Origin of the sequence: Microtetraspora glauca, from assembly GCF_040656155.1 — a bacterium.
Taxonomy (GTDB): Bacteria; Actinomycetota; Actinomycetes; order Streptosporangiales; family Streptosporangiaceae; genus Microtetraspora; species Microtetraspora glauca.
The window spans coordinates 22,143-43,065 of sequence record NZ_JBFALK010000005.1; the positions used below are offsets into that span (position 1 = coordinate 22,143).

Annotated in this window: 24 protein-coding genes; 10 read left to right on the forward strand and 14 right to left on the reverse strand. The window is 70.5% G+C overall.

Annotation, left to right across the window (positions count from 1 at the left end; all coding sequences use genetic code 11):
* Positions 1-36: 36 nt before the first annotated feature.
* Entirely contained in the window at positions 37-1,047 is a 1,011-nt protein-coding gene (locus AB0I59_RS11215; protein ID WP_358132089.1) for a questin oxidase family protein, read from the reverse strand.
* A 58-nt stretch (positions 1,048-1,105) separates the two neighbouring features.
* Here AB0I59_RS11215 and AB0I59_RS11220 point away from each other — a divergent pair, with 58 nt between their 5' ends.
* On the forward strand, positions 1,106-1,486 hold the full coding sequence (locus AB0I59_RS11220) for an ArsR/SmtB family transcription factor (RefSeq protein ID WP_358132091.1): 381 nt from the start codon (positions 1,106-1,108) through the stop codon (positions 1,484-1,486).
* Positions 1,487-1,549: 63 nt separating this feature from the next.
* Here AB0I59_RS11220 and AB0I59_RS11225 read toward each other — a convergent pair whose 3' ends face one another.
* On the reverse strand, positions 1,550-1,915 hold the full coding sequence (locus tag AB0I59_RS11225) for an MmcQ/YjbR family DNA-binding protein (RefSeq protein WP_358132093.1): 366 nt from the start codon (positions 1,913-1,915) through the stop codon (positions 1,550-1,552).
* Positions 1,916-1,930: 15 nt separating this feature from the next.
* Between AB0I59_RS11225 and AB0I59_RS11230 the strand changes: the two genes are divergently transcribed.
* Positions 1,931-2,173 (forward strand): hypothetical protein, encoded by a 243-nt coding sequence (locus AB0I59_RS11230; RefSeq protein WP_358132095.1) that lies wholly within the window; start codon positions 1,931-1,933, stop codon positions 2,171-2,173.
* 100 nt (positions 2,174-2,273) lie between these two features.
* The gene (locus tag AB0I59_RS11235; RefSeq protein ID WP_358132097.1) at positions 2,274-3,416 is read left to right on the forward strand and encodes an aromatic ring-hydroxylating dioxygenase subunit alpha; all 1,143 of its coding nucleotides are present in this window, start codon (positions 2,274-2,276) and stop codon (positions 3,414-3,416) included.
* A gap of 112 nt (positions 3,417-3,528) precedes the next feature.
* Here AB0I59_RS11235 and AB0I59_RS11240 read toward each other — a convergent pair whose 3' ends face one another.
* Entirely contained in the window at positions 3,529-4,176 is a 648-nt protein-coding gene (locus tag AB0I59_RS11240) for a TetR/AcrR family transcriptional regulator (protein WP_061259635.1), read from the reverse strand.
* Between the two features lie 97 nt (positions 4,177-4,273).
* On the opposite strand from AB0I59_RS11240, the gene AB0I59_RS11245 reads away from it, so the two are divergent.
* Complete coding sequence (locus tag AB0I59_RS11245; protein ID WP_358132099.1) at positions 4,274-5,245, forward strand: quinone oxidoreductase family protein; 972 nt, start codon at positions 4,274-4,276, stop codon at positions 5,243-5,245.
* 119 nt (positions 5,246-5,364) lie between these two features.
* Here the strand turns inward: AB0I59_RS11245 and AB0I59_RS11250 are convergent, their stop codons facing one another.
* Positions 5,365-6,699 carry an extracellular catalytic domain type 1 short-chain-length polyhydroxyalkanoate depolymerase gene (locus AB0I59_RS11250; RefSeq protein WP_358132101.1) on the reverse strand — a complete coding sequence of 445 codons (1,335 nt, stop codon included), beginning with the start codon at positions 6,697-6,699 and terminating at the stop codon, positions 5,365-5,367.
* A gap of 158 nt (positions 6,700-6,857) precedes the next feature.
* On the reverse strand, positions 6,858-7,073 hold the full coding sequence (locus AB0I59_RS11255; RefSeq protein ID WP_358132103.1) for a hypothetical protein: 216 nt from the start codon (positions 7,071-7,073) through the stop codon (positions 6,858-6,860).
* A gap of 242 nt (positions 7,074-7,315) precedes the next feature.
* Between AB0I59_RS11255 and AB0I59_RS11260 the strand changes: the two genes are divergently transcribed.
* Positions 7,316-7,729 carry a TrmH family RNA methyltransferase gene (locus AB0I59_RS11260; protein WP_061259639.1) on the forward strand — a complete coding sequence of 138 codons (414 nt, stop codon included), beginning with the start codon at positions 7,316-7,318 and terminating at the stop codon, positions 7,727-7,729.
* A 4-nt stretch (positions 7,730-7,733) separates the two neighbouring features.
* Here AB0I59_RS11260 and AB0I59_RS11265 read toward each other — a convergent pair whose 3' ends face one another.
* Complete coding sequence (locus tag AB0I59_RS11265; RefSeq protein WP_061259640.1) at positions 7,734-8,222, reverse strand: MarR family winged helix-turn-helix transcriptional regulator; 489 nt, start codon at positions 8,220-8,222, stop codon at positions 7,734-7,736.
* A 47-nt stretch (positions 8,223-8,269) separates the two neighbouring features.
* Here AB0I59_RS11265 and pip point away from each other — a divergent pair, with 47 nt between their 5' ends.
* On the forward strand, positions 8,270-9,232 hold the full coding sequence (gene pip / locus AB0I59_RS11270) for a prolyl aminopeptidase (RefSeq protein WP_358132105.1): 963 nt from the start codon (positions 8,270-8,272) through the stop codon (positions 9,230-9,232).
* A 230-nt stretch (positions 9,233-9,462) separates the two neighbouring features.
* On the opposite strand, the gene mctP is transcribed toward pip, so the two are convergent.
* The 5 genes from mctP to AB0I59_RS11295 form a co-directional block, all read right to left on the reverse strand.
* Positions 9,463-11,112, reverse strand: a complete 1,650-nt coding sequence (mctP, locus tag AB0I59_RS11275; RefSeq protein WP_358132107.1) for a monocarboxylate uptake permease MctP — start codon at positions 11,110-11,112, stop codon at positions 9,463-9,465.
* Positions 11,109-11,549, reverse strand: coding sequence for a DUF3311 domain-containing protein (locus tag AB0I59_RS11280; protein WP_358132109.1), 441 nt, complete (start codon positions 11,547-11,549; stop codon positions 11,109-11,111). Before AB0I59_RS11280 ends, mctP begins: the two co-directional genes overlap by 4 nt.
* A 526-nt stretch (positions 11,550-12,075) precedes the next feature.
* Positions 12,076-12,261 carry a YbdD/YjiX family protein gene (locus AB0I59_RS11285; RefSeq protein ID WP_358132111.1) on the reverse strand — a complete coding sequence of 62 codons (186 nt, stop codon included), beginning with the start codon at positions 12,259-12,261 and terminating at the stop codon, positions 12,076-12,078.
* Positions 12,258-14,570 carry a carbon starvation CstA family protein gene (locus tag AB0I59_RS11290; protein WP_358132113.1) on the reverse strand — a complete coding sequence of 771 codons (2,313 nt, stop codon included), beginning with the start codon at positions 14,568-14,570 and terminating at the stop codon, positions 12,258-12,260. The genes AB0I59_RS11285 and AB0I59_RS11290 overlap by 4 nt, the downstream gene beginning before the upstream one ends.
* A 204-nt stretch (positions 14,571-14,774) precedes the next feature.
* A complete protein-coding gene (locus AB0I59_RS11295; protein ID WP_358132115.1) occupies positions 14,775-15,020 on the reverse strand; it encodes a DUF3311 domain-containing protein in 246 nt (81 codons plus the stop codon).
* Between the two features lie 150 nt (positions 15,021-15,170).
* Between AB0I59_RS11295 and AB0I59_RS11300 the strand changes: the two genes are divergently transcribed.
* From AB0I59_RS11300 to AB0I59_RS11310, 3 genes are all read left to right on the forward strand, one after another.
* A complete protein-coding gene (locus tag AB0I59_RS11300) occupies positions 15,171-16,715 on the forward strand; it encodes a sodium:solute symporter family protein (RefSeq protein WP_061259644.1) in 1,545 nt (514 codons plus the stop codon).
* Positions 16,716-16,876: 161 nt separating this feature from the next.
* Positions 16,877-17,362 (forward strand): sigma-70 family RNA polymerase sigma factor, encoded by a 486-nt coding sequence (locus AB0I59_RS11305; protein ID WP_358132117.1) that lies wholly within the window; start codon positions 16,877-16,879, stop codon positions 17,360-17,362.
* The gene (locus AB0I59_RS11310; RefSeq protein WP_358132119.1) at positions 17,359-17,649 is read left to right on the forward strand and encodes a hypothetical protein; all 291 of its coding nucleotides are present in this window, start codon (positions 17,359-17,361) and stop codon (positions 17,647-17,649) included. Before AB0I59_RS11305 ends, AB0I59_RS11310 begins: the two co-directional genes overlap by 4 nt.
* Positions 17,650-17,698: 49 nt before the next feature.
* Here the strand turns inward: AB0I59_RS11310 and AB0I59_RS11315 are convergent, their stop codons facing one another.
* On the reverse strand, positions 17,699-18,355 hold the full coding sequence (locus AB0I59_RS11315; protein WP_061259647.1) for an AMP-binding protein: 657 nt from the start codon (positions 18,353-18,355) through the stop codon (positions 17,699-17,701).
* Positions 18,356-18,374: 19 nt separating this feature from the next.
* Here AB0I59_RS11315 and AB0I59_RS11320 point away from each other — a divergent pair, with 19 nt between their 5' ends.
* A complete protein-coding gene (locus AB0I59_RS11320; protein WP_358132474.1) occupies positions 18,375-18,557 on the forward strand; it encodes a response regulator transcription factor in 183 nt (60 codons plus the stop codon).
* On the opposite strand, the gene AB0I59_RS11325 is transcribed toward AB0I59_RS11320, so the two are convergent.
* Complete coding sequence (locus tag AB0I59_RS11325) at positions 18,551-19,468, reverse strand: hypothetical protein (RefSeq protein WP_358132121.1); 918 nt, start codon at positions 19,466-19,468, stop codon at positions 18,551-18,553. The two genes, AB0I59_RS11320 and AB0I59_RS11325, sit on opposite strands and share 7 nt — an antisense overlap.
* Before the next feature lie 177 nt (positions 19,469-19,645).
* A complete protein-coding gene (locus AB0I59_RS11330; RefSeq protein WP_358132123.1) occupies positions 19,646-20,917 on the reverse strand; it encodes an alpha/beta hydrolase family protein in 1,272 nt (423 codons plus the stop codon).
* Between the last annotated feature and the right edge of the window lie 6 nt (positions 20,918-20,923).

Here is a 20,923-nt window from a genome sequence, read left to right on the forward strand (position 1 = left end):
TCAAGGCCGCCCGGACGGCGGGTGGTGGGTGTGCCGTCAGCGGAGCAGTTCCACCGAGCGAGCGGCGGCATGGAGGAAGACTGGATCGCCGGTCCTCGTGTGCTGGCGGAGCGCCGCCTCGGTCAGCTTGATGGCGTGGGCGTCGCCGGTCTCGGCGGCCCTCCCGGCCAGCTCGCCCGGCGCCGGAGGGTCATCGGAGGGAAGCGGCTCGACCGTGCCCTGATACGCGAAGCCGCTGTACAGCGCGGCGGCCACCTGCCACAGGGCGTCGTATGTGGGCCGCCAGAGCTCCTTGGGCAGGTGGTCCAGCACCGACGACACCGCCACCGGCGCCGTCACCGCGTGGATGAAGTCGATCGGCGCGTGCCTGCCGTGCGTCAGGAACACCCCGGCGAACACCCGGGTCAGCTCGGTCAGGTCGGCGGCGACGTCCGTGGGCGGGCGCAGCGAGGAGACGACTCCGGCGAACTCCGGCAGGTCCCGCAGGTGCGCGAGGTGCGCCACGATCAGCTCGGTCGGCGCCAGTTCCAGGATCGGCAGTACGGCGACCGCCTGTTCCAGCGTCCGCACACCGCTGGTCAGCGGCCGCCCCGGCAGCTCGACGTATCCGGCCGCCCAGTACGCCAGCGCCTGGGCCAGCTCGGTGAACCTCGGCGGGGTCTCCTGCTCGGCCAGCGCCCTGACCGCGTGCGAGGCGCGGATCACGCCGTGCGTCGCGCCCGCGGCCAGGCCCGGGGTGAGCCGCGGCCACCATTCGGCCAGCACCGCACGCCACGGGGCCTCGGTCAGGCGCTCAGTGAAGTAGGCGGTCCAGTCGCCGACCCTGCGCCGGTCGCCGAGCGCGGCCCGCCAGTCGGTGACGCGGCCGCGAACGTCGGGCCCGCCGTCGAGCCGGGGCAGGTAGCCCGAGACCCAGTCGGCGATCGTCTCCGCCGCGCCCAGCCGTACCAGGGCCTCGGCGACCATCGGGCCGTGGTTGGACAGGCCGCCGCGGTACTCGGGTCCGGTGGGCGCCAGCCGGACCAGTGCTTCGTCGAGGTGATCCATCGTTCTCCTTCTATATAGGGTTCAGACTATATAGCTCGGAGACGATACGCTGTCCATCGTGGAGACCGTGGAGACCGTGGAGACCGTGGAGACCGTGGAGACCGTGGAGACCGTGGAGACCGTGGATACCGTGGAGACCGTGGACGCTGTGGAGACCGTGGACGTCGCGGTGCTTCGCGCGCTGGCCAATCCGGTGCGGCTCGGGATCGTGCGCAGGCTCGCGGTCGAGTCCGACATCTGCGCGTGCGACTTCACCGACGAGTTCTCCGTGAGCCAGCCGACGATCTCCGCGCACCTGAAGGTGCTGCGTGAGGCCGGACTGGTGCGTACGCGGCGCGAAGGCACCACCATCTGCTATTCGCTGGTGCCGGAAACACTGGCCGGACTCGTGGCCGACCTCCAGCAGCTGACCACACTCCAACCGGCCTCCAGCAGCTGACCGCACTCCAACCGGCGCCCAGCGGTTGACCGCGCTCCGGCGACGGGCCGGGCTCCGGGAGCCTCAGGCGCCGCCCGGCCGGCGGGAGATGCTCTCGAGATAGGCGGCGGCCACCCTCTTGGGGACGGCCATCCGCCACGCGTCGATGACGATCTCCCGCATCTCGGTCGCGTCGATCGCCGCCATCGTGAGCTGGACCCAGTTGTACCGCTCATCGGACGGGCGCGGCATGTGGAACTTCCCGGGCTCGGCCGCGACGAGCGCCGCGCGCTCTTCCTTGGGGAAGGCGAACCCCATCGTCGTCTCGTCGGGCGAGATCGCGAGATAGACGATCCTGCCGACCCGGAACTTGATCCGGTCTCGTATCAGATGCTCCGAGGTGCGCGGCAGGGCCAGCGCCACCCGACGCACGTCGTCGACTGTGATCATCTCTACCACCATCTCTTGTTCGTACGGCTCAGCAGGACGCCTTCGGCCGGCGCGCCCGCCGGTCGGCGCGAGTACGTGAAGAGCGGGCGCGGCACGAGGGCCTCGCCACCCATCATGATCGAGCGCGGGCGCGGCGCGGGGAGCGGCTTCAACGCGGCGGCCTCCTCCTGGGACCGGGGGCCGCCGATCCCGTTCGGCGACCGTGGCGACCGCCTGATCCCGCCGGCCTGGATGTTCTTCGAGATTCCGGGCAACTGACGACCGTCTTCCTGCGAACACACCTGTGTCAGGAAGCAACGCGGGCGCGAGCCGTACTCGGACGGTTCGACGGCCGCGCGTCGACGCGGGGGGCGGGACCATGCTCAAGAACTTCTGGTACGCGGTGGAGTTCGGCGACAAAGTCGGGCGCAGGCCGGCGAAGGTGACCTGCCTCGGCCAGGACTTCGTCCTGTACCGCACACGCAGGGGCGAGGTCGTCTGCCTGTCCGACCTGTGCGTGCACCGGGGCGGCGCGCTGTCGATGGGCACGGTGAAGGGCGACACCGTCGCGTGCCCCTACCACGGCTGGGAATACGAGCCCGGCGGCGCCTGCGTGCGGATCCCCGCCAATCCGCCGGGACGCGGGATTCCCGGGAAGGCCCGGGTCGACTCCTATCCGACCGTCGAGAGGTACGGCATGGTGTGGGCGTTCCTCGGCGACCTGCCCGAGGAGGCGCGGCCGCCCATCCCGCACATCCCCGAGCACGGCGACCCTGCCTTCCACGCCGTCCACGTCGAGATGGAGTTCGCCGCCAACTACGAGCGGACATTGGAGAACGTCGTGGACTCCGCGCACATCCCGTTCGTGCACGGCACGACGTTCGGCGACCCCGACAGGCCGGAGATCCCCGACTACACGATCACCCTGGACGACTGGTCGGCGGTGGCGGACATCCGACTCAGCTCGGCACCGCCCAGGGGGCTGTGGGGCGTCCTCGCGCGCCACCGGAGCAGGCCCGAACAGGTGACGGTCACCAACGGCTGGTACCTGCCGAACATGGTCAAGATCCACATCCGGCTCCCGTTCGGCGACATGATCCTCTACGACTTCAACATCCCGATCTCGCAGGACCGTACGCTGGTCAAGATCCTGGGCTTTCGCAACTTCCTCACCGGCCGCTGGGCGGACGGCAACGCGCGCAGACGGATCGAGCGGATCCTGCTCCAGGACCGGCCGGTGGTGGAGTCGCAGCGCCCCGAGTTGCTGCCGTTCGACCTGTCCGACGAGCTGCACCTGCGCAGCGACGCCCTCCAGGTCGCCTATCGCCGGCGGCGCGCTCAGCTCATCGAGCGCGGCTGGTGGGTCGGCGGGGATGACGTCGTCACCGGCGACGGCCCGCGCCGCACCGCGACCGTCATCCCGTCTCCCGCGCGCCGCGACGACCCCGAGCTCGCCCGCGCCTGGGTGCACAAGGCGAGGGGTGGGAGCGGCGCGCCGGTCTCGGACGACACCGCAACCTGATCGTCCGGCCGGGTCGAGCGCCGCCGCGAACCCGCCGGAACGCCCTGTGCCGGCCAGACACCCAGTACCGGCCAGACACCCAGTACCGGCCCGGCGCCCTGTACTGGCCGGGTCAGGAGGGGGCAGGGGCCGCGAGCATCGCGGCGGCCATGACGCGTAGCGACGCGGCCAGCCGCGCCGACTCCCCGCGCTCCAGCAACCTCAGGACCGGTTCACTCTGCAGGCTGCCCAGCAGAATGTGGGCCAGCAGCTCCGCGTCCAGTTCCGGTCGCCGCTCGGCGATCAGCGTGCTGGTGTGGCCGTGCCAGAACCGGTAGACGGGATGGTCGTCCGGTGACCCCTGGGCACAGTCCTCGACCTGGCCCGCCTGTGCCCCCTGCTCCCTCCACTCCGGCCTGGACGCGGTGGCGGCGTGACCGAGCGCGGCGAGCAGCCCCTTGTTGCGGCCGACGAGCTCGGCGACCGCGTCCAGGAAGGCCATGAGCCGTTCCTCCGGCGGAGCACCGGGGCCCAACGGCGGTGGTCCGTTCGTGACGGCCTCGTCCAACGCGTACGCGCGCTCCTGCATCAGCGCGACCATGAGCCCCAGCCGGCTGCCGAAACGGTGGAACACCGTGCCCTTGCCGACTCCGGCCGCGGCGGCGACCCGCTCCATGGAGACCTGCTCCGGCCGGTACTGAGCCAGCAGCTCCTCCGTCGCCCGCAGGATCGCCTGCCGGTTCCGTGCCGCGTCGGCGCGCTCGCGACGCCCCTCAGCCATAAGGACCTCTTCCACATAGACAAGTGGACCGTCGGTCAAGTACGCTCTCGCCCATCTTGACCGTCGGTCCAGTTTATTGCGAACTCTGGAGGACATCATGCGCCGAATCCGCTATCACGCCTACGGAGGCCCCGAGGTACTCGTCATGGAGGAGGCCGAGCCTCCCGTCCCCGGCCCCGGGCAGGTACGGATCCGCGCCGAGGCGATCGGCGCCAACTTCGTCGACGTGAAGTTCCGCCAGGGGCCCGACACCGGCGGCATCTATCGGCGGGAGCTGCCCGCCGTGCTCACCGGCGACGTGGTGGGCACGATCGACGCCGTCGGACCGGGCGTCGGCGCCGACCTCGTCGGGCGGCGGGTCGCCACGCTGGCCGAAGACGCCTTCGCCGATCAGGTCCTGGCCGACGCCGAGTGGCTCGCGCCCGTACCGGACGGAATCGACGACGCCACCGCCAGCATGCTGCCGATGGGCGCCCCGGTGGCACTGGGCGCCCTGCGCACCGCCCGGCTGTCGCCCGGCGAAACCGTGCTAGTCCACGCCGCCACGGGAGGCATCGGTCACCTGGCCGTGCAACTCGCCAAGATCGCCGGCGCTACGGTGATCGCCACCGCGGGCTCCCCCGCCAAGCTCGACTTCGCCCGCGCGCTCGGCGCGGACGCCGCCGTCGACTACTCCGCCGCGAACTGGCCCGAGCGGGTACGCGAGATCGCGCCGGGCGGTGTCGACGTCGTCCTGGACTCCGTCGGTGGCGGCGTCCTGAGGAGCAGCCTCGACCTCCTTGCCCCGTTCGGCCGGGCCGTCGTCTACGGGGCGGCGAGCGGCGAGGTCACCGACATCCCCGTGATGAGCCTGTTCGCGGTCAGGTCGGTGACGGGGTTCTCGCTGCTCGCCTGGCGCGCCGCCGCGCCCAAGCAGGCACGCGAGGACATGGACGAGGCGGCACGCCACGCGGTGGAGGGGAGGCTGCGCGCCACGCTGCACGCCCGCCTGCCGCTGACCGAGGCGGCCGAGGCGCACCGGATCCTGGAGAGCCGCTCGCAGCTCGGCCGCGTCCTCCTCATCCCCTGACCACGGGACCGGCGGACATCCGTGCGAGACCGGCCGGCTCCGTGCGAGCCGCGCCGGCTTCGCACGTCGGCGTGGCGACCCGATGGCCGCCACGCCGCAGACCGTACGGCAGGGGCGTGTCAGCCGGTGACGCAGGTCGTGGAGTTGAGCGTGAACGAGGTCGGCTTACCGGTATTGCCGGTGTGGGTGGCCTGGAAGCCGAACTCGGTCGAGCCGCCCGGCGGGATGCTCGCGTTGTAGGAGAGGTTCCTGGCGGTGACCTGGCCGCTGGAGGGTGACACCGTGGCGTTCCACGCGGAGGTGACACTCTGCCCGCCGGGCAGCGTGAACGACAGGCCCCACCCGTTGATCGCCGAACTTCCGGTGTTGGCGATGGTGACGGACGCGGTGAAGCCGGTGTTCCAGCTGTTCATCGTGTAGGTGACCCGGCACGGGCCGGACCCGGTCGGCGACGTCGAGGGGCTGGGCGAGGGGCTGGGCGAGGGTGACGGACTCGCCGAGGGGCTCGCCGAAGGGCTGGGTGACGCACTGGTGGTGTCCAGGCCGAGGAACCGGATGGCGGCCAGTTCCATACCGCTGGTGGGCAGGCTGTGCCCCACGCCCTGGACGCTGATCGCCTCGACGGGGGCGTTCACCCCGCTGCTTCCGTACCGCGTACGCGTCCAGTTCGGCTGCGGCTGGTCGGTGAGGGTCGGCGTCTGGCTGAGCCCGTGGACGTTGGTCCACTGCTTGATCTCCTCCTGGAGGTTGGGATAGCGCAGCGTCGAGTCCTCGGTGCCGTGCCAGACCTGCATACGCGGCCGGGCCCCGCTGTAGCCGGGGTACGCGGCCCGCACCAGGTCACCCCACTCCTGCGGGGTCTTGATCAGGTTGCCGTTGGCGCAGGTGCTGTTCCAGCTGGAGCCGTCGGTCGTGGCGAAGCAGCCGAACGGCACGCCCATGAACGCCGCCCCCGCCTTGAACACGTCGGGGTAGCCGCCCAGGAGGACGTTGGTCATCATCGCTCCGGAGGACGCCCCGGTGACGTAGACCCTGGACGTGTCGGTGGTGTAGCGCTGCTGGACGTACCTGACCATGGACACGATGCCCACCGGGTCGCTGCCGCCGTCGTGGCGCAGCGCCTGCGAGGAGGAGACGTCGAAGCAGGAACCACTCCTGGTCGCCGACGGATAGATCACGATGAAGCCGTACTGGTCCGCCAGCGAGGCGAACTGGGTGCCGGAGTAGAAGGCCGGGCCGGAGCCGGTGCAGTAGTGCACCGCGACCAGGATCGCCGGACGCGCGGGGAGGCGGTCCGGTACGTACAGGTGCATCCGCAGGTTGGTGGGGTTGGTGCCGAAGCCGGTCACTTCGGTGAGCGACGCCGAGGAGGCCGGCACGGCCATGACCAGGCCCGTGAGCATGAGCAGCACGGTCGCGATCACCGCGCCCAACGCCCGAGCTTTCACCCTCATCCGCTGTCCTTCCTGACTAGGGGGGTGCGTTCGCGTGGAGGAGTGCGCAGATATGAAACATTCCGGATGTTCATCCGAAATATTTCGCGACACAAGGCGCGTGGCCGAACCGTATTCAAGCCCATGACGCTGAGCTGGTACGCGAGGCGAATCCACGACTAGGGGGTCTGAAAGTTTCCATCGGCGGCGAGCCGGGCGGCCGGGTTCCGCCCGACGCTCGCCACGCCGATGTCGACGGCACCGGCCGACCGGTCGTACGCGGTCCGACGCCGTGCTGCGCCCATGGCCGTGACCGTGCCCATCACCGTGACCATCACCGTGCCCGTGGCCGTGAGCCTGCGCGTGGGCGTGGGCGTGGGCGTGGGCGTGGCCAAGTGTGGATCTTCGGTCTATAGTCGGAACACATCCCTGATCTCGTCGATGGTCTGGGCGCGCCGCTGAAAGCGCCCGTCGCGATGAACATTCCTCTCCTCGCGGGAGCCTTCCGCGCCCTGTCATGAGCCCGGTCGTCAGCGGTCCCGCGATACGCGTCAGTACCCGCGAAGATCTGCGAACCCAGCGCCGCCGGCGCCCCCAGCGCTGTCTCGGCCATCTGTGCGTCGCGCCGTTGTGGCCCATGCACGGAGCCAACCTCGGAACGCTGCTCCGCACGTGCGACGCCGCCGGGGCCTGCCTGGCCGTACCCCGGTTGCCGTGGGTGCCCGAGGCGCTCGATCGCGGGAACACGCTTCGCCGTCCGGCCTGCGTGCACTGGGTACGCGGGCCGCTGAGGTGGCTCGACCAGCAGAGGGCGGCCGGTACCCGGGTTCTGGGCGTGGAACTCGCCGAGAACGCGGTACGGCTGGCCGACCTGCCGATGGCCCGCCGTCCGACCGTCGCGGTCCTCGGCCACGAGCGCGACGGCATCCCGCCCGAAGCGCTCGACCTCCTCGACGCCGTCGTGGAGATCCCGATGATCGGCACCGGAGCCAGCCTCAACGTCGCGGTCGCGGGATCGCTGGTCCTCTACAAGCTCGCCGGCTTCGCCTGATCCCCTACTCCCCCGGGGTCACGTCCAGTCCGGACTCGGCGATGCGCTGCCGGAAGGGCTTGCGCCGCAGCGCCAGCACGGTCTGCGTCAGCAGGTCGGCGAGGGGCATCGGCAACTCGGCGTCCAGCCCCCTGGCGGCGGCCTCGGTCGCCGCCCACTCCGCCTCGATCACCGGCAGCGACTCGCGGGCCCTGGGGGTGAGGTGCACGATCCGCTGCCGGGCGTCCGCACCGGGTTCGACGGCCACCAGGCCGGAGCGGGTCATCTGTGCCACGGTCTGACTGGCGGCCGAGTGTGTGACCCCGACCTTCCCGGCCAGCTCGCGGATCGACGCCGGGCCGTCCGCCACCAGCGCCCGCACGTACGGCGAGAAGCGGGGCCGGTAGCCGGGCAGGCCCAGCTCGTCGTACACCTTGGCCACGTCGCCGTCGAGCAGTTCCAGTACGTGACGCAGCAACGTCCCGACGGCCGCGCGCTCCGGCATGCTCTCCATGGCCGCTAATGTAACAGCGCTGTCATAATTTTGCGGAAGGAGATCGCATGAGCCTCTATCCCCAGATCGAGCCGTACGACAGCGGCATGCTCGACGTGGGCGACGGTCACCTCGTCCACTGGGAGACCTGCGGCGATCCCGATGGGAAGCCCGCCGTCGTGCTGCACGGCGGGCCCGGGTCCGGGTGCACCCCGGGGTGGCGGCGCTACTTCGATCCGCAGGCGTACCGGATCGTGCTGTTCGACCAGCGCGGCTGCGGGCGCAGCACGCCGCGCGCCGACGCCCCGGACACCGACCTGTCCGCCAACACGACCGCGCATCTGCTGGCCGACGTCGAACGGCTGCGCGCGCACCTGGCGATCGACCGCTGGCTGGTCTTCGGCGGCTCGTGGGGCTCGACGTTCGGGCTGGCGTACGCCGAGACGCACCCCGAACGTGTCTCGGAGATGATCCTGTTCAGCGTCGTCACGACCTCACGCCGGGAGGTCGAGTGGGTGACCCGCGACATGGGCCGGGTCTTCCCCGAGGAGTGGGCACGCTTCCGTGACGGCGTCCCGGAGGGCGAGCGTGACGGCGACCTCGCCGGGGCGTACAGCAGGCTGCTGCACGACCCCGACCCCGCCGTACGCGAGAAGGCGGCCAGGGACTGGTGCGCGTGGGAGGACACCCACGTCGCCACCGTGAGAGATCACCGGCCCGACCCGCGCTATGAGGACCCGTCGTTCCGGATGACCTTCGCCCGGCTGGTCACGCATTACTGGTCGAACACCGCGTGGCTGGAGGAGGGCGCCCTCCTCCGGGACGCGGACCGGCTGGCCGGCATCCCGGGGGTCCTGGTCCACGGCCGCCTCGACATGAGCGGACCGCCCGACATCGCCTGGCAACTCGCCCGCGCCTGGCCCGACGCGACGCTCGTCCTCGTGGACGACGCGGCGCACGGCGCCGGCCACTCCGGTGTCAGGGACGCTCTCATCGCCGCGACCGACCGCTTCGCCGCACTCGCGCCGTGACCGGACACTCCGTAGTGACCGGAGACGACCCGTCCGGGCCGTGCTCCTGACGAGCGGTCTTGGCCGGACACACCGTAATGACCGGCGTGCGCGTGTCGAGGTGTGCGGCGGGCCGCTGGAGTCGACGACGTCGGGCCGTCCCCGCGTCTACTGCTCCCACGCCTGCCGGCAACGCGCCTCCCGCAGGCGCGGGCCGGACTGACGATCCGCTCCCCCCGCGCCGGCGGGCCTCAGCGGGTGAGCTCCCTGATCGGCTCGACATGCGGGTCGCCGGCGTCGGCGTGGTAGTCACCGGCGGCCGTCCCGTCGCGCCCGTTGGGCAGTCCGGCCGCACGCAGCAGGATGGTGACGGCCACGCTGACGACCGCGTTCAACGCGCAAGCGGTGAGCGCGATGTAGCCCAGGCGCCCGTCGCCCAGCAACGGGATCTCGGCCAGCGAGCCGCCGAAGTGTTTCCCTGTCCGCGGGCTGACGATGTCGTACGCCGTGAGAGTGCCGTAGACCATGCCCGCGGCCCAGCCGGCCAGCAGCGCCGCCGGGTGGAACCAGCGGGTGTACAGCCCGAAGACGATCGCGGGGAAGGTCTGCAGGATCCAGATCCCGCCGAGGAGTTGGAAGTCCAGCGCGAACCTCCTGTCGAGGAACAGGACGAAGGCGAGCGCGCCGAACTTGACGAGGAACGACGCGGCCTTGGAGACCCGTACCTCCTGGCGGGCGGTCGCGTCCGGGTTGACCAGCTCGCGGTAGATGTTGCGGCTCACCAGGTTCGCGGCGGCGATCGACATGATCGCGGCGGGCACGAGGGCGCTGATGGCGATGGTCGCCATCGCGACGCCGCCGAACCAGCTCGGGAACTGGGTCGCGAACAGCTCCGGCACCACCAGTTGGGGGTTGGGCAGGCCGTCCAGCCCCGTGGGCCGGACACGCGCCGCCACCGCGAAGAACCCGAGCAGCGCGAACAGCCCGAGGACCAGCGTGAAGACGGGCAGCAGGGCCGCGTTGCGGCGCATGACGTCGCGGCTCCGCGTGGCCAGCGCCGCGGTGACCGTGTGCGGGTAGACCACCAGCGCCATCGCCGACCCGAGGGCCAGCGTGGCGTACGCCCAGAAACCGGTCTCGCCGGGAACGAAGACACCGGTGGGCTGACCGGTCTGCGGATCGACCGCCGCCATCTTCTCGCCGGCCGAGGTGAAGATCGCCTCGAATCCGCCGAGCTTGTGGGGCAGGTAGGCGAACGCCACGAAGACCACCAGGCACAGCAGCACGCCCTTGAGCACCGCGATGAGCGCGGGCGCCCGCAGGCCGCTGAAGTACGTGAAGGCGGCCAGCACGGTGAAGGAGGCGGCGAGCGGCAGGTCGTTGACGAAGGCGTTGCTGCTTCCGAGGCCGATGACCTCGAACACCGCCTGGATGCCCACGAGCTGCAACGCGATGTAGGGCAGGGTGGCCATGAGTCCGGTCACGGCCACCGCCAGCGCGAGGCTCCTGCTCTGGTAGCGCCCGCGTACGAAGTCCGCGGGCGTGACGTAGCCGCGGCGGTGGGCCACCGACCACAGACGCGGCATCACGATGAAGATCAGCGGATACGTGAGGATGGTGTAGGGCACGGCGAAGAACCCACTCACCGCGCCCGTCGAGAACATCGCCGCAGGTATGGCGATGAACGTGTACGCGGTGTAGATGGTGCCGCCCAGGAGGAACCAGGACGACAGGGTGCCGAAGCCCCGGTCCCCCAACCCCCACTCGTCCAGCGTGTGCATCGGTCCCGCCGTGTGCCGTCCCCGGCGCCCCTGTACGGCGGTGAATCCCATGACGGTCACCACCAAGAAGAAGATCACCAGGATCGTCAGTGCGGTCCAGTCAACGGTGTCCAGATTCATCGGAACCTCTCGCGGTGCTCGCCGTGGTCCCCGAATCCGTACTCCCCGAAATCGCCGCGACCGCCGCGACCGGCGTACCCGCCGTATCCGCGGTCCTCGGGGTTCTCACTCCGCCCGCTGGACGTGCCGTATCCGCCGTACCTGCGGCCCTCGTCGGGCCCGCCGTACGCGCCGGGCGTGTGGTCCGGCGAGCGACCTGTACGGGTCATGAGGAGATAGGCGCACCAGGTCATGCCGGAGGACAGGAACACCCACAGCAGCTGATACCAGTAGAAATACGGGAAACCGAGCAACCACGGGCCCGTTCGCGCGTATCCCCCGACCCACAGCAGGGCAGGGAAGGGTGCCGCCAGCAGCGCCGTGGCGCCCAGGCGAGCCCAGGGGCCCGGACTGCGCGGCCGGGGTGTCCGGACATGCGGTAACGGTGGGTCTGTCACGTCGTTCTCCTCGGTGTTCCATCCGCGGTTTCGTCCACGGTCCGTGCGCTCCTTCTGTGGACCGGTGGACCGGTGGGCCGGTCAGGCCTGGCGGTAGGGCGGGCGGCAGGGCAGGCGGTCTGGCGGTAGGGATCGGCGGTAGGGATCCGCGGTAGGGGACGACGCGTCCCCCGCACGGCCGGTCTGACAGACGGTGGCGCCCGACCGGCCGCCGGTGGGACGGCCGGTCGGACGGTGGCCGGTCAATCGGTCGCGGGAGACGCGTCGATGGGTGGGGTGTGTGGATGGGCTGTCAGCGGACCCTGTGGGTGTGGGTGCGGACGGCCGTGGGTTGTGGGTTGTGGGTGTCGGTGGGCCGTGTGGATGGGCCTTCTCAGTGGTCCATGTGGATCGGCCTTCTCGGTGCCGGTGGGCCGTGTGGATCGGCCTTCTCGGTGGGCCGTGTGGATGGACCGTGTGGATGGCTGTCAGTGCGGTCTCGTGCGTCTCGTACGATTTCGCGTGGTTTCGTGTGCCGGCGGATCTCTCAGCAGCACCTGGCGCCGGGGTCGGCGTCCCGCCGGTCGATGCGCAGCCGCTCGTACTCCCGCCTGGAGAGCAGCGGCATGTGCGGGTGGGCGCGGTGCCAGTCGAGGTACCGGTCGTACTCGGTCACCCCGGTGATCTCGCGGACGTACCACCGCGCGAAGCGCAGCAGGGATCGCGGGGTCACGGCGTCTCCGCCTCCCTGGCGCCCGCGTCCGCGCCGTCCCCTCCCGTGCCGGCGGAGCCCGCGTGACCGGCGCTCTCGTGACCAGTGCCCGCATGACCAGCGCCCGCATGACCGACGCCCGTCTCCGATCCACCGGCGACCGATCCACCGGCGGCCGTGGCGCCGACTCCGGCGTACGCGAGCTCGCGGCGCTCGGCGGCGGAGGAGAACAGTCCGGACGGCGCGACGATGGTGGACTCGACGTATGGCGCCTCGGCGATCGGCAGCGGCTCACGGGCGCGTACCGCCCGCCAGCAGACGACCGCGGCGTTGCCGATGACCAGGAGGACGAGCGCCGCGAACATCGCCGCGAGCACGCCGTCGACGGTGGAGTTCACGACGACGGTGTGCATCTGGTCGAGGTTCTTCGCCGGGGCGAGCACCTTGCCCGCAGCCAGCGCGTCGGCGTACTTCTCCCGCTGGGCGAAGAAGCCGATCTTGGGGTCGTCGTGGAAGACCTTCTGCCAGCTCGCGGTCATCGTCACCGCGACGATCCACAGCAGCGGCATGCCGGGGACCCACGCCCACCTGAGCTTGCCCGACTTGACCAGGATCGTGGTGGCCAGGGTCAGCGCGACCGCGATCAGGAGCTGGTTGGAGAGGCCGAACAGCGGGTAGAGCTGGTTGATGCCGCCCAGCGGGTTGGTGACGCCGGTGTAGAGGAAGTAGCCCCAGGCGAGCACGACCAGCGCGCTGGTGCCCCACAGGCCGGGCTTCCAGCTCACCCGCCCGATCGGCTTCCACAGGTTGCCAAGGGAGTCCTGCAGCATGAAGCGGGCGACACGGGTGCCGGCGTCCACGGTGGTCAGGATGAACAGCGCCTCGAACATGATCGCGAAGTGGTACCAGAACGCCTTGAACCCCGCCCCGCCGAAGATGCCGGACAGGATCTCCGAGATTCCTACGGCGAGGGTGGGGGCGCCGCCGGTGCGGGCGATCACGGTCTGCTCCTGGACCGCCGCCGCGGCGGCGCGCAGGTTGTCCGGGGTGATGACGAATCCCAGCTTCGTGACGGCGGCCGCCGCGCTCTCGGGAGTGGTGCCGAGCAGGGCGACGGGCGCGTTCATCGCGTAGTAGAGGCCGGGTTCGAGCGCGGACGCGGCGATCAGCGCCATGATGGCGACGAACGACTCCATGAGCATCGCGCCGTAGCCGATCAGCCGGACCTGCGACTCCTTCTGGAGCATCTTCGGCGTGGTGCCGGAGGCGATGAGCGAGTGGAAGCCCGACATCGCGCCGCAGGTGATGGTGATGAACAGGAACGGGAACAGCGACCCGGCGAAGACCGGCCCGGTGCCGCTGAGCGCGAACTTGGTGATCGCCTCGTTCTGCAGGTGCGGCGCAGCGACGACCACGCCGACGGCGAGCAGTCCGATCGTGCCGACCTTCATGAACGTCGACAGGTAGTCGCGCGGCGTCAGCAGCATCCACACCGGCAGCACCGAGGCGAAGAAGCCGTAGACCACCAGGCAGATGACGAGGGTCTGGGGGCTCAGCGTGAAGGCGTCGGCCCAGGCCGAGTTCTGGACCCAGTTGCCGCCCGCGATGGCCAGCAGCAGCAGCACCACGCCGATGACGCTGGCCTCCATGACCTTACCCGGCCGGAGCATGCGCAGGTAGACGCCCATGAAGAGGGCGATGGGCATGGTCATCGCGATGGAGAAGGTGCCCCATGGCGAGTGCGCGAGCGCGTTCACCACGACGAGCGCGAGCACCGCGAGCAGGATGATCATGATGGCGAACACCGCGACCAACGCGGCGGTCCCGCCCACCGGGCCGATCTCCTCGCGCACCATCTGGCCGAGGCTCTTGCCGTCGCGGCGCATCGAGAAGAACAGGGTGACCATGTCCTGGACCGCCCCGGCGAAGATCACCCCGACGATGATCCAGATCGTGCCCGGCAGGTAGCCCATCTGCGCGGCGAGGACCGGGCCGACCAGGGGGCCGGCGCCGGCGATCGCGGCGAAGTGGTGGCCGAAAAGTACGCGCCGGTCGGTCGGATGGAAGTCGACGCCGTTGTCGAGCCGTTCGGACGGGGTCGCCCTGCGATCGTCGACACCGAGCACCCTGCGGGCGATGAAACGGGAGTAGAAGCGGTAGGCGATCGCGTAGGAGCCGAGCGCGGCGGCCACCAGCCAGATCGCCGAGATCTTCTCGCCACGGGACAGCGCCAGGACGCCCCAGGCCACCGCGCCCACCGCCGCGACGGCGGTCCATACGGCTATCGATCTGGGAGTGACCCTGGCGCCACCGGAACCGGTTTTGGACATGGATGATCCTCCTGAAACGAAGGCAGGACAAAACACACGGGATTGCCGAGAAAGATCAGCTCAGGGCCCGCCGAAGGGGCCGAGCCGCATTATCCGCGACGCGCGCCACCATTACGGGGTGACGCGCGCCGCGTTCACGACCAGCGATCATTCGCGATATCCACGCCGCGCGAGGCGGATATTACAAACGACGCTCATCGTGCGTTACAGGCCGCTGTCATCGCGCCCGGAATGATCGTCCGGCGGACGATCACGTCGCAGCGCGTACGCGGCGGCCATGAACACCACGCTTCCCGGTACCCAAAGCAGCTGATACCAGAAGAAGAACCGCATTCCGGCCAAATGCGGCGCATCGTGGGGATACCACGGCACCCACAGGAGCGCCAGTACGGGAATGGCCAGGCAGACAGCGGCGGCGGCGCGCCGTGCCGTCCAATTCGGCTTCACCATCGTGCCCTCCCGAGAGTTTCCGCGGTCTGATGCAGGGTTGCGGACACGAGCGAGTTGGTTTACCCCGTTTTTCGAGGAGATTTCGTGTCAACCAATCGGGGACTCCACGCAACATGAAGGTAATTGCCGGGCTTCTATGGACGGTGGCCGATGATCGAGCCGTTGAGTGCGACCACGTTCCTCGCTGTGCTCGGTGGTACCTCGCTGCTCGCGGTCGCCGCCCGCAGGTTCCGCCTCCCTCCCGAACTGCCGACGCTGGAGAGCTGGGCGCTGGCGGATCGCCGGTTCGGCACCCCGACGACCTGGTTCCTGCTCGGTGGGACGATCTACACGGCCTACACCTTCGCCGCCGTTCCCGGACTGGTGTACGGCACCGGGGCGATCGGGTTCTTCGCGCTGCCGTACACCGTGATCGTGTGCCCGCTCGCCTTCGTCCTGCTGCCGCGGCTCTGGTCGGAGGCACGCCGCCACGGGCACATCACCGTCGCCGACGTCGTCCGGGGACGGTACGGCTCTCCGGCTCTCGCGCTCGTCGTCGCGGTGACGGGAGTGCTGGCCACGATGCCCTACATCGCGTTGCAGCTCGTGGGCATCCGGGCGGTGCTGTCGGCGGGCGGGCTCTACCCGCGCGGGGCGTTCGGCGATCTCGCGCTGGTCGGCGTGTTCGCGGTGCTCGCCGTGGCCACCTACCGGCACGGCCTGCGCGCCCCGGCGGTCATCTCGCTGATGAAGGGCGTGGCGATCTTCTGCGCCGCCCTCGCCGTGTCCTTCCTCGTGCTCGACCGGCTCGGCGGGCCCGGCCCGATGTTCGACGGCGCCGAGCGCGCGCTCTCCTCGGGGGCGGTGCCCGCGGCGTCGCTCAGCCTCGACCCGAACCTGTTCGCGGTGTACGCCACCCTCGCGCTGGGCTCGGCGCTGGCCCTGCTGCTCTACCCTCACGTGCTGACCGCGACGTTCGCCGCGTCGAGCGCCGACACACTGCGCCGCGCGTCGATCGCGCTGCCCGCCTGGACGGCGGTGCTGGCGATGTTCGCCATGCTGGGCGTCGCCGCGCTCGCGGCCGGCATCCACGCGCCGTCCGGCAGCGCCGAGGCCGCCGTCCCGCTGCTCGTCAAGGAACTGATGCCCGCCGCCCTGACCGGCCTGGTCTTCGGCGCCCTCGCCGTCGGCGCGCTGGTGCCTGCCGCGGTGATGTCGATCGCGGTGGCCACCACGTTCGTCCGCAACATCTATGTCGAGTGCTTCCATCCGACCGCCACGCCGAAGCACCAGACGCGGATCGCCCAGCTGGTCTCGCTCAGCACCAAGATCGGGGCGGTCGTCTTCGTCTTCGGGCTGCGCGACCAGGACGCCATCAACCTGCAACTGCTCGGCGGGGTCTGGATCCTGCAGACCTTCCCCGCCGTCGCCATCGGACTGTTCACCCGGCGGCTCCACCACAGGGCCCTGCTGGTCGGGTGGGGCGCCGGCATGGCCGCGGGCACGCTCATGGTCGTCTACAGCGGCTTCTCCTCGCTGGTCCCCGTGGGTCTGGGCGGCCAGGGGGTGCAGGCGTACGCCGCGGTCGTGGCGCTGGCGCTGAACCTCGCCGTCGTCGTGGCCCTCACACCGCTCATCAACCGCACCTGCGGGACCCGTCCGCCACCGCTGGACGAACCGGTCCGCACGCCACCGGAAGCGGGGACGGTCCGATGACCGGGACACGCCCGATGACAGCACCGTTGACGCCACCGCCGACACCACTGTCCTCAGCGCCGCCGACTCCACCGCCGGCGACACCGCCGACACCAGCGACCCGGCCGTCGGCACCGCCGACACCGCCCTCGACACCGTCGGCCGCGCCCGTGCCGCCGGGCATGGAACGCGAGGCCGCGCTGACCCGGCTGTTCGAGTCGCACTACACCGGCCTGCTCCGGCTGGCCGTGCTGCTCGGCGCGGACGACGCCGAGGACATCGTCGCCGAGGCGTTCTGCGAGCTGCACCGCCGCTGGAACCGGCTGCGCACGGCCGACGCCGCCCTGCCGTACCTGCGCTCGGTGGTCTGCAACCTCACCCGGATGCGGCTGCGCCATCTCCAGGTCGTACGCAAGCACGCGGAATGGAGCACCGACCTGGAACGGTCGGCGGAGAGCGTCGCCCTGCTCCGCGACGACCAGAAGGCGCTGATCGACGCGCTGCGGCAGCTCTCGGTACGACAGCGCGAGGCACTGGTGCTCCGCTACTGGCTGGGACTGCGGGAGAGCGACATCGCCGCGGCCATGAGCATCTCCTGCGGCGCGGTCAAGGCGCACACGAACCGCGGCATGGCCACCCTCACCAAGATCATGCGGGAGAGACGATGACCACCGGCCCGGCCAGCACCGAGGACCAGCTGCGCGAGGTCCTCGAAACGCTCGCCAACGGCGTACAGGCGGCCCCGGACGCCTACCAGCGGGTCCAGGGCGAGTGGCGGCGTCGCGAGCGCAGGCGCCGCCTCATCCTGGCCGTTCTGGTGGTGCTCGTGTTCACCCTCGCCGACGCGGCCGGACTGTGGGCGCTCAACCAGGCCCGTAACCAGCCGCACATCGTCTTCAACGACCCCGGACCGGCCCGTTCGCACCTCGCGCCCACCGGCCCGGAGACTCCCTGACGCGCCGTCCTTCGCGAGCTCGGAACAGGGATTCCGGTGCCACCTGCGGTCAGCCGGTGATCCGGCGGTCGCGGCCCGCCCACTCCTTGTCCTTCAGCTGGAACTTCTGGATCTTTCCGGTGGACGTCTTGGGTAGTTCGGCGACGAACTCGACCGCGTCGGGCGCCTTGTACCGCGCCAGCCTCGCGCGTACGTGCTCGATGAGCTCGGGGCCGGTGGCGTCCCTTCCGTCGCGGAGGACCACGAACGCCTTGGGCCGCTCCCCCACGTCCCGCATCCGCTCGTCGACCACGCGCAGCCCGTCGGTCTGCACCATGCCGACTCCCTGGCGGGCGCGCAGCCGGGCCCGCTCGTCCGGATCGAGGTCCGGCCAGCCGTCCTGCGGCTCGCACACCGAGTACGGACCATACGTCTCGGTCAGCCCGTAGACGTGGACGACCCGAGCGCCGAGCCGTTCCATCTGGGCGATGATCGTGGGGCTCGGCGGCGCGCCCGCGGTGGTGGCGACGAGCGGCCGTCCGAGCGGGTGCGCGCGCCCGGCGTTGACCATGGTGACCAGCCCGGTCGGCGTGGCGTTGAGGTGGGTGACCCCCTCATCGTCGATGAGCCGCCACATCGTCTCGCCGTCCACGGCGGGCAGGCAGACGTGCCGCCCGCCGATCGCCGTCATGGCCCACGCGGTGCACCAGCCGTTGTAGTGGAACATCGGCAACGTCAACCTCCGGCTGCGCGAGCACGGCCTCACCAGACGCGAGTACGAGATCCTCCGGCGGGTCGCGATGGGTGAGACCAATTCGCAGATCGCGCAGGCGCTCGGGCTGACGCGGAACACCGTCAAGACCTATCTGCAGCGCACCCTGGAGAAACTGGGCGCGCACAACCGGATCGAGGCGCTGCCGGCTCAGTGAGATTGGGGTCGGTTCGTCGTCGTTTCACGGTGTGTGGTGGGCTCGGGCTGAGTTGAGATCTTGTATGCGTGGCGTCGGCCCCACACGTTCACACGCGTGCGAGTGCGATAGCCCAGTTCCGGATTTTCGTCGACGAACGACAGGACCAGCGGCTCACCCGGTTGCGGCTCGGACGAGGGGCCCTGGTAGCCGAGCCTGAAACCTTGTTCGAGAAGAAGATCGATAGTGTCGACGAGGAGATCCGTGTGCTCGGTGCTGATGAACGTGCCGTGATGGCCCGACCAGTCGCGGCCGTCCGGTAGCGCGATTCTCAGCTCTTTGACCCAAACGCCCGTGCCGATCCATCCGGATGTGTACTCACCCATGGCTGCCGCGTGCGGGAGGGCTCCGACGAGACCGGCGAGGGTTTCGCCGCACAGGGCGTTCACCCGCAAGGTGTGGAGCCCGCCGGACAACGGAGCGAGCGCCAGGACCTCCAAGAAGTGCTCCAGCGACGAGAACGCCGGGACCGGGCCGAACGGAGCGTCGAACAGCGAGATGGCCCCCGACGCCGACATGAGGCCGAACGGCGATTCCCACTCGGCCAGGTGGTCCGGAAGGCCGTAGATCGGAAGGGCTGTGCCTTCCGTGATCTCCGGCAGATCGCGTAGCCGGAGCGACGGGCACGCCCGGAGGAAACACGCGGCCCCGAGCACCCGGCCCCCGGGAAACGCGGCGCCGCCGGCCTGTGCCTCCAGGCTGACGAGCGCCTCGTGGACCGGAAGACCTCGTCGCGTCAGCAGCCCGCGCAGCCCTTCAGGGGATGTGGACAGTTCCGCATGACGGGCGATCCCGGCCGCACGCAGGTGTTCCAGGGCATTGTCCGAGAGCAGGTGCGCCAGGCTGCCGGACAGGAGGCGCGGGCTGGGCATGGGCACCACCTGTTCGCGGCAGAGCGTGACATGCGGCCGTTCGGTCTGAGGGGTGTCATACGACCGGCCACGGTTGGTGGTCAGTGTAGGAAGTCTTCGACGGCCGCGGCGAAGCGGTACGGGCCGGTGGCCTATGGGTACGTCGTGGCCGGCCATCGGTCGGGCCGGGACGGGATGTCAGCGCCAGAACCGCACCTCGGGATAGCTCCGGGAGGGCCGGTCGAGCAGCGGCCGAGCCCGCTTACGCAGGTGCAGGTCGACGAAGGCGCCGACGTACGTGCGGACGATCTCCACGGAACGGGGACCGGAAAGCGAGGACTCCGTCTTCATGCCGAGCCGTTCCGCGAAGAGGGGGTAGTCGCAGAAGGACACGTGTTCCATGCCGCCGACGGTGAGCCAGCGCTTCCAGCCGGTCATGTGGCGCCAGTCGCGCCCCCAGGAGACGTCGAGCCCACCGGGCTCGTGGATCTTTCCGGCGCCCAGCATGAGGAACGGGCGCCGGAGACCCTTCTCGGGGATCGGGACGTAGAAGGTGCCGTCCATGTTGACCCCGGCGCGCACCCGGGAGTCGCTGAGCATGGTCCATGAGGCGCTGTTGCCACCGATGGAGTGGCCCGCCATCGCGATCCGGGAGGGATCGATCAGCTCGCCGCCCTTCCACGCCGGACGCTGCCCGGTCAGCCGGTCGAGCACGAAGGAGACGTCCGCCGCCCGGCCCCGGGTGGTCTTGTCACCGAAATCGTCGTCGTCCTCGGAGGCGCAGGCGACGCAGGTCGCGGTGCGCCCGCCGGGAAGTGTCGTGCCGAAGGACTCGTGGACGTGATCGATCCCCGCCACGACATACCCCTTGCTCGCCAGGTCCTCGGCCAGAGCCGTCAGCGAGGAGCGGGGGACGGAGAACCCCGGCGACAGCACGACGAGGGGCAGGCCGCGCCTGCGGCCGATCGGCGGAGTGTCGAGGAACGAGTTGGTGCGGGTCCCGCTCAACCTGACGGCGTCCTCGGCCGCGCCGCGCGCTTCCAGCCCCTTCAGCACCAGGGCCGCTTCCTCACGGGTCATGTAGGCAGCGCGCCGTCCGCCGGACGCCTTCGACGGATACCACAGCGAGACCATGAGCTCGCGTGCCTTCTCCTCGGGTACCCACGGGTCCGGGCGCGAGTCGTCCACCAAGTGGAGCGTGGTCGTGCCCACCGGGTACGGGCCGGTCGGCTTGGGCAGCGCGAAGGTCGTGTCCGGCGCGACGGAAGGCACAACGGTCGGCACGGTGGGGGCCGCAGTGGGGGCCGCAGTGGGGGCCGCAGTGGGGGCCGCAGTGGGGGCCGTAGTGGTCACCACACTGGTCACCGCGGCCGTCGGCAGGGCGGCAGTACCGGCCGCGGCGGCCGGCGTCGCGAAGGCGAGCAGCGCGACGGCGGCGGCCGGCGCGCCGCGAAGGATCGTCGTTGGCATGGCGGC